This is a genomic window from Streptomyces meridianus (assembly GCF_023703325.1).
Classification (GTDB): domain Bacteria; phylum Actinomycetota; class Actinomycetes; order Streptomycetales; family Streptomycetaceae; genus Streptomyces; species Streptomyces meridianus.
In genome coordinates this window covers 32,290-41,770 of sequence record NZ_JAMQGM010000054.1, presented here as the reverse complement: position 1 = coordinate 41,770, position 9,481 = coordinate 32,290, and the positions used below count along the sequence as shown (strand labels likewise).

Annotated in this window: 9 protein-coding genes; 4 read left to right on the top strand and 5 right to left on the bottom strand. The window is 71.6% G+C overall.

What is annotated here, in order from left to right:
- Positions 1-263: 263 nt before the first annotated feature.
- The 4 genes from M1E25_RS23230 to M1E25_RS23215 all read left to right on the top strand — a co-directional run bounded on the left by M1E25_RS23230 (position 264) and on the right by M1E25_RS23215 (position 3,953).
- Positions 264-854, top strand: a complete 591-nt coding sequence (locus M1E25_RS23230; RefSeq protein WP_251418837.1) for a sigma-70 family RNA polymerase sigma factor — start codon at positions 264-266, stop codon at positions 852-854.
- A complete protein-coding gene (locus M1E25_RS23225) occupies positions 851-1,600 on the top strand; it encodes an anti-sigma factor (protein WP_251418835.1) in 750 nt (249 codons plus the stop codon). The genes M1E25_RS23230 and M1E25_RS23225 overlap by 4 nt, the downstream gene beginning before the upstream one ends.
- A 10-nt stretch (positions 1,601-1,610) precedes the next feature.
- Positions 1,611-2,978, top strand: a complete 1,368-nt coding sequence (locus M1E25_RS23220) for a cryptochrome/photolyase family protein (protein WP_251418833.1) — start codon at positions 1,611-1,613, stop codon at positions 2,976-2,978.
- Positions 2,979-3,221: 243 nt separating this feature from the next.
- On the top strand, positions 3,222-3,953 hold the full coding sequence (locus M1E25_RS23215; protein ID WP_251418831.1) for a dienelactone hydrolase family protein: 732 nt from the start codon (positions 3,222-3,224) through the stop codon (positions 3,951-3,953).
- 104 nt (positions 3,954-4,057) lie between these two features.
- On the opposite strand, the gene M1E25_RS23210 is transcribed toward M1E25_RS23215, so the two are convergent.
- The 5 genes from M1E25_RS23210 to M1E25_RS23190 are packed head-to-tail and all read right to left on the bottom strand — an operon-like array spanning position 4,058 to position 9,396.
- On the bottom strand, positions 4,058-4,861 hold the full coding sequence (locus tag M1E25_RS23210; protein ID WP_251418829.1) for a DUF1295 domain-containing protein: 804 nt from the start codon (positions 4,859-4,861) through the stop codon (positions 4,058-4,060).
- On the bottom strand, positions 4,858-6,150 hold the full coding sequence (locus tag M1E25_RS23205) for a class I SAM-dependent methyltransferase (RefSeq protein ID WP_251418827.1): 1,293 nt from the start codon (positions 6,148-6,150) through the stop codon (positions 4,858-4,860). The genes M1E25_RS23210 and M1E25_RS23205 overlap by 4 nt, the downstream gene beginning before the upstream one ends.
- On the bottom strand, positions 6,147-7,403 hold the full coding sequence (locus M1E25_RS23200) for a class I SAM-dependent methyltransferase (protein ID WP_251418825.1): 1,257 nt from the start codon (positions 7,401-7,403) through the stop codon (positions 6,147-6,149). The genes M1E25_RS23205 and M1E25_RS23200 overlap by 4 nt, the downstream gene beginning before the upstream one ends.
- Positions 7,400-8,131 (bottom strand): DUF1365 domain-containing protein, encoded by a 732-nt coding sequence (locus M1E25_RS23195; protein ID WP_251418823.1) that lies wholly within the window; start codon positions 8,129-8,131, stop codon positions 7,400-7,402. Before M1E25_RS23195 ends, M1E25_RS23200 begins: the two co-directional genes overlap by 4 nt.
- Positions 8,128-9,396, bottom strand: a complete 1,269-nt coding sequence (locus M1E25_RS23190) for an NAD(P)/FAD-dependent oxidoreductase (RefSeq protein WP_251418821.1) — start codon at positions 9,394-9,396, stop codon at positions 8,128-8,130. The genes M1E25_RS23195 and M1E25_RS23190 overlap by 4 nt, the downstream gene beginning before the upstream one ends.
- Positions 9,397-9,481: the final 85 nt, after the last annotated feature.

The following is a 9,481-nucleotide window of genomic DNA, read 5'->3' as shown; positions in this document are numbered from 1 at the left end:
CTGCGAATAGACCCGGTAGCCCTTCCGGGACGGGCGCACCGGAATCGGCCGACCGTCCGGCCGATTTCGCGGAACGGGGACCAATCCGTACCCGGAGCGGCAACGAATTCCCTGGTGAAGCATGCTCACGACGTCGGACGGGCGCCCCGCGGGACCGCAGCGGGACACCGGCCGGCCGCCCGGTACCTGGAGGAACGCATGGCGCCAGCCCGTCACCCCCGCCCACGATGCCGGCCCGCGGGCCGGGCAGGAGGTGGCCCGGCGTGAGGGAGGCCGCACACATCGTCGGGAGCGGAAGCCCGGAAGCCGCCCCCGACCTGCAGGAACTGCTGGCACGGGTGGCCCGCGGCGACCAGGACGCCTTCGCCCGCGTCTACGACACCGTGGCAGGCCCCGTCCTCGGCCTGGTGCGCAGCGTGCTGCGCGACCCCGCCCAGTCGGAGGAGGTGGCGCAGGAGGTGCTCGTGGAGGTGTGGCGCACCGCCGCACGCTTCCGGCCCGAGCGCGGCAGCGGGATGACGTGGATCATGACGCTCGCCCACCGTCGCGCCGTCGACCGGGTGCGCTCGACCCAGGCCTCCAACGACCGCGAGCACAAGGCCGCCCTGCTCGACCGGACGCCTGCCTTCGACGAGGTCACCGAACAGGTGGAGGCACGCCTGGAGCGCGAACAGGTCCGCCGCTGCATGCGCGGACTCACCGAACTCCAGCACCAGTCCGTGACCCTGGCCTACTACCGCGGCCTGACCTACCGTGAGGTCGCCGAACTGCTGGGCCTGCCGCTGGGAACCGTCAAGACGCGCCTGCGCGACGGTCTGATCCGCCTGCGAGACTGCCTGGGGGTGACTGCATGAACACCGCGGAACTGCACACGCTGACCGGCGCGTACGCCGTTCACGCCCTGCCGGACGACGAACGTGCGGAGTTCGAACGGCATCTGGCCGACTGTGACCAGTGCGCCCAGGAGGTGCGTGAACTGTGCGCCACCGCCGAGCGGTTGGGAGCCGCATCGGCGTTCGTCGCCCCGCCTCGGATGCGCACCCAGGTGCTGCGCCGGATCTCGGCGGTGCGCCAGGAGCCGCCGAGACTGCCCGCCACGGACGGCATCTCCGGTCCGCTGCGCGCCCGCGCCCTGCCCCGTTTCGTGCTCGCCGCCTGCCTGGCCGCCGCGGCCGGACTCGGCGGAATCGCGGTGTGGCAGCACCAGGAGGCGCAGGACGCTCGCGAGCGCGCAACCGTGGCCGAACAGCGTGCCCAGGGCATCGCCCGGGTGCTCGCGTCGCCCGACGCCCGGCGGGTGACCGGCAGGCTTGCGGACGGGGCCACCGGCACGGTCGTGGTCTCCGAGCGCCGGGACAAGGCGGCGTTCCTCGCCTCCGGGCTGCCCGCCGCCCCCTCGGGGAAGGTGTACCAGCTCTGGTTCGACGACCACGGGACGATGCGCTCGGCCGGCATCCTGGACGGTTCGTCCGGTGACGCATCGATGCTGATGGAGGGCCGGGTCGGCGGGGCGACGGGCATGGGTATCACGGTGGAGCCGTCCGGGGGCTCGAAGCAGCCGACGAGCGACCCGCTGGCACTCATGGAATTCCCCGCGTAGGAAGGGAAGCGTGACCACCACTGTCGCCCTGTTCACCGGGGATCTGCGCCTGCACGACAATCCGGTGCTGCGGTCGGCCCTGAACGGCGCTGACCAGGTCGTGCCGCTCTTCGTGCTCGATTCCGGAGTGCGCGAGGCCGGCTTCGACGCACCCAACCGGCTCGCCTTCCTGGCCGACTGCCTGGCCGATCTGGACGCCTCGCTGTGCGAGCGGGGGGGCCGGCTCGTCGTCCGGTCGGGTGACGTGACCGAGGAGGTGTGCCGGGTCGCCGAGGAGTCGGACGCGGGCAGTGTCCATGTCGCCGCCGGAGCGGGCGGCTATCCGCGGCGGCGTGAAGAGCGGCTGCGCAGGGCGCTGGAGCAGGACGGCCTGTCCCTGGACGTCCATGAGACGGTGGTGACGGCCGTCGAACCGGGGGCCGTGACACCCGCCGGCAAGGACCACTTCGCCGTCTTCACGCCGTATTTCCGGCAGTGGGAGCGGGTCGCGCAACGGGACGTCCTCGCCGCCCCGCGCACGGTGAAGGTGCCGCGCGGCATCCGCTCGGACGCATTGCCGTCGCGGGAGGCGGCCGGGCAGGTCTCGCCGGGGCTGTGCCGCGGCGGCGAGTCCGAGGGGCGGCGGCTGATGCGGCGCTGGGAGTCGTCGGGGATGCAGGACTACGCCGAACGCCACGACGATCTGCCGGGTGACGCCACCTCACGGCTCTCGCCCCATCTGCACTTCGGTTGCCTGTCGGCCGTCGAACTCGTCCAACGGGCGAGGAAGCAGGGCGGGGAGGGAGCGGATGCCTTCGTACGGCAGCTGGCCTGGCGGGACTTCCACCACCAGGTCCTGGCCGCCCGCCCGCACGCGTCCCAGGCTGACTACCGGACCAAGGGTGATCGGTGGCGCGGGGACCCGGACGAGATCGCGGCCTGGCGCGAGGGCCGCACCGGCTATCCGGTCATCGATGCGGCCATGCGCCAGCTGAGCCACGAGGGCTGGATGCACAACCGGGCGCGGCTGCTGGCCGCGAGCTTTCTGACGAAGACGCTCTACGTCGACTGGCGGGTCGGCGCCCGGCATTTCCTCGACCTGCTCGTCGACGGGGATGTGGCGAACAACCAGCTCAACTGGCAGTGGGTGGCGGGCACCGGCACGGACACCCGGCCCAACCGGGTGCTCAACCCGCTCGCCCAGGCCAAGCGCTTCGACCCGCAGGGTGACTACGTGCGCCGCTGGGTGCCGGAACTCGCAGACGTGGAAGGTGCTGCCGTGCACCGGCCGTGGCGGCTGCCCGCCGAGGTCCGCGACCGGCTGGACTATCCCGAACCGGTCGTGGATCTCGACGACGGCCTCGCCCGGTTCCGCGCGGCCCGCGGCCTGGACCAGTGAGTGGCCGGAAAGTTCACCGCCGGACCTTTCCGGTCACAGCACCGGCCGCCCTGCATCGGACCGGACGGTGCCCGTCGCGGCTGCCGCTTGCCGCAAGGCGGTGAAGCCGATAACTTCGGCGTCGCTGTGCTCTGTTGCGAACCGAGGAGGTGAGACCGATCAACGCTGTGACAGGTCGGGACTCCCTCGCTCGCATGGCCTGGGGAGTGCCCGCAGTAGGCATCCCGAAGGGCTTGAAAAGCTTTGCGCTTCATCTCTGATACATCCTTTGACGGCATCTCCGAACAGCTCTTCACCCTCGACGGGGTTCCCGGGGTCCTGTGGACGCCGGAAGGTGCCGTCGGCACCCGACCCCTCGTCCTGATGGGCCACGGCGGCGGTCAGCACAAGCAGGCTCCCGGCATCGCGACCCGGGCACACCGCTTCGTGGCCGAGTGCGGTTTTGCGGTAGCCGCGGTCGACGTGCCCGGCCACGGCGACCGGCCGAAGGACGAGGAGCTCGACCGGATCGCGACCGAGAACCAGGCACGTGCCGAAGCCGGAGCGGAGCTCGCTCCGCTGATCGCCGGCTTCCAGGCGCTCGTTTCCCGCCGGACCGTCCCGGAATGGCGGGCGGTGCTGGACGCGGTCCAGCAACTGGAGCACGTCGGCGCCGGACCGGTGGGCTACTGGGGCGTCTCGCTGGGGTGCGGACTCGGCGTGCCGTTCGTTGCCGCCGAACCCCGAGTCCGCGCGGCGGTGCTGGGTCTGGGCGGGGCTCTGGCATCGGCCGAAGCCGCCGCGCGGATCACCGTCCCGGTGGAGTTCCTGGTGCAGTGGGACGACGAGCGGGTACCGCGGCACCAGTGCCTGGCGCTGTTCGACGCCCTGGCGTCGGCCGAGAAGACGCTGCACGCCAACCCCGGCAAGCACGCGGAGATCCCGGCGTTCGAACTGGACAGCGCGCTGCGGTTCTTCGCCCGGCACCTCGGCTGACAGGGAGCCGTGAGCGATCTCGACGTGCCGGTCGGGGCCCGCCCCCGACCGGCACGTCCGTGCCCCGTCCCCCCTGCACCGACGGGGACGGGGCACCGCCCGGCTCAGCCCCGGCGCGGCGGGAGCGGGAAGAAGCCGCTGGTCCGAGCGACGTACTCGCGGTACCCGGGACGATCCTTCATGTGCTGCTCCAGCAGTCGCTTGCCGCTGCCGCCGGTGAGCAGGAAGGTCATGACGAGCGGCGCCACGACGGTGGCGGCGGCCGCCACCGGGGATTCGCAGACGATCAGGAACAGGCCCCACCAGACGCAGAAGTCGCCGAAGTAGTTGGGGTGCCGGGTCCAGCTCCACAGGCCCCGGTCCATGATCCTTCCCTTGTTGGCCGGGTCGGCCTTGAACCGGGCGAGCTGGAAGTCGCCGACCGCCTCGAACACCAGGCCCAGCAGCCACAGCGCGGCCCCGGTGACGGCGAGCGCGCTCATCGGCCCGGGTACGTAGTCGGCTGCCTGGACGGGAAGCGAGATCAGCCAGACCAGGGCCCCCTGCAACAGGTAGACCATGCGGAACGCGTAGGCATTGCGGCTGCCGGGCGCCTTGGCGAGCATCCGGTCGTAGCGCGGGTCCTCACCGTGACCACGGCCGCGCCGGGCGATGTGCCCGGCCAGCCGCAGCCCCCAGACGGCGGTCAGCGCGGTGACCAGCAGCCGCCGCCCGTCGTCCCCGTGCCCGGCCGACATCCCGTACGAGGCGAGGGCCACGGCCGCGAAGCCGATGCCCCAGGCGGCGTCCACCACCCGGTGCATGCCCTTGGCGACCGCCACGGCGAACGTGGCCAGCATGACGGCGAGCGCCGCTCCCGCCGCGACGGCCAGGTTGATCCCGAACGCCGCCCAGGGAAATCCGGTCATGCTTCCTCCCGGTACCAGGCCCGCGGCGTGGCGGGCATGTTGCTCATGCCCGCGTCGGAGGGCCGGACGGCCACGATCTGGTCGACACCCATCCGGCTTTCCTCGAAGGCGAGCGCACCGCCGACGAGGTAGAGCCGCCAGACCCGCGCGGTCTCCTCACCGACCATGGCAATGAACTCGTCCCAATGGTCCTCCAGGGTGCGGTGCCAGGCGCGGATCGTGCGCACGTAGTGCTCCCGCATGGCCTCCACCCCGCGGACCTCGAGGCCCGCGCGCTCCAGCAGGGAAACCGTGTCACCGAGGGGCCGCATGTGCATGTCGGGGGCGATGTAGGACTCGATGAAGGCGCCGCCGCCCGGGGCGTTGCTCCCGCGCGACATCTGCTGGACGAGCACCCGTCCGCCGGGGCGCAGCATGCGGTGCAGGGTGGCGGCGAAGGCCGGGTACTCGGCGTCGCCGACGTGCTCGCCCATCTCGACGGTGGAGACCGCGTCGTAGCCGCCGTCCGCCAGGTCTCGGTAGTCGCTCAGCTCGACGGTGACGAGGTCCTCCAGGCCGCGCTCGCGGATGCGTGTCCGGACGAAGTCCCGCTGCTCGCGGGAGAGGGTCACCCCGGTCACCTGCACCTTGTGGTGTTCGGCGGCGTACAGGCTCAGCGAGCCCCAGCCGCAGCCCACGTCGAGCAGCCGCATGCCGGGTTCGAGTCCCAGCTTGCGGCAGATCAGCTCCAGCTTGTCGCGCTGGGAGTCCGCCGGGCCGTACGACTCTTCCTCGCTGGTCCAGTAGCCGCACGAGTAGGCCATGGTCTCGTCGAGGAGCAGCCGGTAGAAGTCGTTCGACAGGTCGTAGTGGTGGCTGATCGCCGCCCGGTCACGGGACTTGCTGTGCAGCTTCCCGCCGAGGCGGGCCTCGGATGCAGGGGCCGGCGGGCGCGGGCCGATCGCGCCGAGTCGCACGGCTGAACCGGCCGCCCTGAGCCGGTCGGCCGTGCTCGGCTTCGGGGCGTGCAGACCGCGTTCACGCGCTGCGCCCCACATGGTGCGCAGAGCATCGCCGAGGTCGCCCTCGAGGTCGATCTCGCCGGTGATGTACGCCTGGGCCAGGCCGAGTTCGCCCGGCTGCCACAGCAGGCGCCTCAGCGCCCGCCGGGAGCGCAGGACGACCAGCGGCGCGTCCTGCGGTCCGGCTTCGCTGCCGTCCCAGGCGCACAGCCGTACCGGCAGCGGACCGCCGAGGAACTGCTCGAGAAGCGTGGTCAGTTGCTGTGCGGCACCGTGCTCGCGGGTCACGCGGTGGCCTCCTTCCGCAGCATGAGCTGCTGCACGTTCAGGTAGCGGGATATGAAGCCGGCTTCCGAATAGGCGAGGTAGAACGTCCACATGCGCTGGAACACGTCGTCGAACCCGAGTGCCGTGACGTCGTCTGCGCGCGCGGTGAAGCGTTCCCGCCAGAGCCGGAGGGTCTCGGCGTAGTGGGCGCCGTAGGACGCGCAGCCGGCGACGCGCAGCGCGGTGTGCTCGGCGGTGGCCTGCTCGATGGCTTCCACGGACGGCAGCATGCCGCCGGGGAAGATGTACTTCTGGATCCAGGTGTAGGTGTCGCGGGAGGCCAGCATGCGGTCGTGCGGCATGGTGATGGCCTGGATGGCGGCCTTGCCGTCCGGGGCGAGCAGGGCGTCGATCGTGGAGAAGTAGACGGGCAGGAACTCGATGCCGACGGCTTCGATCATCTCGACGCTCACCACCGCGTCGAACTGGCCGGTGACCTGCCGGTAGTCGCACAGGCGCACCTCCACCCGGTCGGCGTGGCCCGCCTCGGCGATGCGGCTTTCGGCGAGGTCGCGTTGCTCCTCGGAAAGGGTGACGGTGAGCACCTCAGCGCCGCGTTCGGCCGCCCGCAGGGCCAGCTCGCCCCAGCCGGTGCCGATCTCGAGCAGCCGCGTCCCGGAGCCGACGCCGGCGAGGTCGAGAAGGCGGTCGATCTTGCGGTGCTGGGCGGCGGCCAGCAGGTTCCGGTCACCGGGGAAGGTGCGGAAGTCCGCCGAGGAGTACGACATGGTCTCGTCGAGGAACAGCGCGAAGAGGTCGTTCGACAGGTCGTAGTGCCGGTGGATGTTGCTCCGGGTGTTCTCGACGGTGTTGCGCTGGCCTTCCGGCTGCCGCCGGGCCCATGAGCTGCGCAGGCGCTGGAGCGTGGACGGTACGAGGGTGGCGACGTTCCCGGCGAGGACGGTCAGCACCCCGACGAGGTCCCGCGCCGTCCACTCACCGGCCATGTAGGACTCGCCGAAGCCGATGAGACCGTCGGTGGCGATGCGGTGAACGAACGCGTCGGGGTCGTCGACCTCCATCAACGGCCCGCCGGTTCCGAGGAGTTCGCCATCGCGGCCCATGCGGGCGTGGAGCGGCAGTCGGGCCAGGGCGCGCCGCACGATCAGTTCGGTGACCTTTGCCCTGGCCGGGGAGCAGGACGGCACGGCGGCCACGTCGGGCCAGATCTGCGGGTCCACCGTGGTCGACGGCAAGGACGTGGACAGACTCACTTCATACCCTCCTGGGGTTGGTGACGGGGGCGGGGCTGGACGGGCAGTCCGCGCAGGAACAGCCGGATACCGTGGAAGCGGATTCCTGCGGACACAGCGAGGGTGGACAGCGGGTGGCGCACGGCGGCGCGCAGCAGGGCGCCGGTGCTCGCCGGGCCGCGGCGCCCGCGGAGAACGGCGGTGAACGGCCGGACGCCGTCGCGCTCGAGGTGGACGGTGACGTCCAGATGCTCATCCGGCTCGGGCAGCCGCATCAGGTAGCGGCCGTCCACCGGGAAGAACGGCGAGACGTAGAACTCCTTCTCCGTGCTCGCCCGGTCCTGGTCGTCGGTGCGCAGCAGGTAGCAGTGGCGCTCGCCGTAGGTGTTGTGGACCTCGGCGACGACGCACAGCGGATCGCCGTGGCGGTTCCGGCACCAGTACAGCGTCAGCGGGTTGAACACGTACCCGAGCACCCGGGCGTGCGCGAGCATCAGGACCCGGCCGCCGTTCAGCCGGATTCCCTGGCTCTCCAGGTACCGCTCGAGCCCCGCACGGATGGTGGGGGTGTCGCCACCGAAGTGGTCGCGTGCGTCGAAGCCCGCCAGCGGCCTCAGGTGTCGGGGCAGCCGGAGCGGCCGGTCGAGATCGGTCAGCCACATGTAGGTGCGGTGCCGCAGCGCGTACTTCTGCGGCTTCTTGCGCACGTGTCCGACGGTGCAGGTGTAGAGGGCCGGTTCGGCGGTCACCACGTCACCCCCAGGGCGGCGGCCGCCTCCGCTCCGGAGCGACAGCCGTCCTCGTGGAATCCCCAGCCGTGGTAGGCCCCGGCATACGCGACGACGGGCCCGCTCAGGGCGGGCAGTTCGCGCTGGGCGGCGACCGACTCGGGGGTGTAGACGGGGTGTTCGTACACCATCCCGGCCAGGACCCGCCGGCGGTCGACGCGGTCGGCTCCGTTGAGGGTGACGACGTAGGTCTCGGGGGCCTCGAGACGCTGGAGCCGGTTCATGTCGTAGCTGACGAGCACGCTGTCGGCGGTGGCCCGGCAGGACGGCATGAGGTAGTTCCACGAGGCGCGGGCTCCCCGGCTGTGCGGCAGCAGCGAGGTGTCGGTGTGCAGTTGCGTGGGGTTGCGGGAGTAGCGGAAGGCGCCGAGGACGCGCTGTTCGTCGTCGGTGGGGGATTCGAGCAGGCGCAGCGCCCGGTCGGGGTGGGTGGCGACGACCAACGAGTCGAATCGGTCGGTTCCGCCGTCCTCGGTCGTGATCTCGACCCCTCCGGTGACGCGCCGGACGGCACGCACGGGGGTGTCCGTGCGGACGGCGTCGAGCTGTTTGCCGACCCGCTCCACGTACTCGCGGGAGCCGCCGGTCACGGTGCGCCAGGTCGGTGAACCGGTGACCCCGAGCATTCCGTGGTGCTCGAGGAACCGGAAGAGGTAGCGGGCCGGGTAGCGCAGGGCGGTCTCGCCGTCGCAGGACCAGACCGCGGAGACCACCGGGGTCATGAAGTGGGCGACGAAGTAGGGGGAGAAGGAACCTTCCGCCAGGAACTCGCCCAGGGTCCGGTCGGTGCGTCCGTCCCGGGCCAGCAGGGCACGGGCGCGGCGGTGGAAGCGGGTCACTTCGCCGAGCATGCGGAGGTAGCGGCCGCGAACCGCGTTGCGCGGCTGGGCGAAGAGGCCGCGCGGGCCGAGCGCGCCCGCGTACTCCAGGCCGCAGCCCTCGCACCGCACGGACATGCTCATCTCGGACTCCTGGGTGCTCACCCCGAGTTCGCGGAACAGCCTGAGCAGGTTCGGATAGGTGCGCTCGTTGTGGACGATGAAACCCGAGTCGACGGACCGCACCGTGCCGTCGGCGGCGGTGAGGTCGTGCGTGTGCGCATGGCCGCCGAGCCGGGAGTCCGCCTCGAACAGCGTGACCTCGTGTGCGCGTCGCAGTACGTGGGCCGCGGTCAGGCCGGCCACGCCGCTTCCTATGACGGCCGTTCGACGCCGTTGCATCGTCACCCAACTCCCTTGTCGACACCGGAGGGGCGGCGGTCGTGCCCCTTCGGTGTTCCATTCGGCGCAGACCGGTCCGTGGATTGGTCCG

Coding starts and splice junctions, on each gene's coding strand:
- M1E25_RS23225 (WP_251418835.1), top strand. CDS start 851: ATGAACACCGCGGAACTGCACACGCTGACCGGCGCGTACGCCGTTCAC.
- M1E25_RS23210 (WP_251418829.1), bottom strand. CDS start 4,861: ATGACCGGATTTCCCTGGGCGGCGTTCGGGATCAACCTGGCCGTCGCG.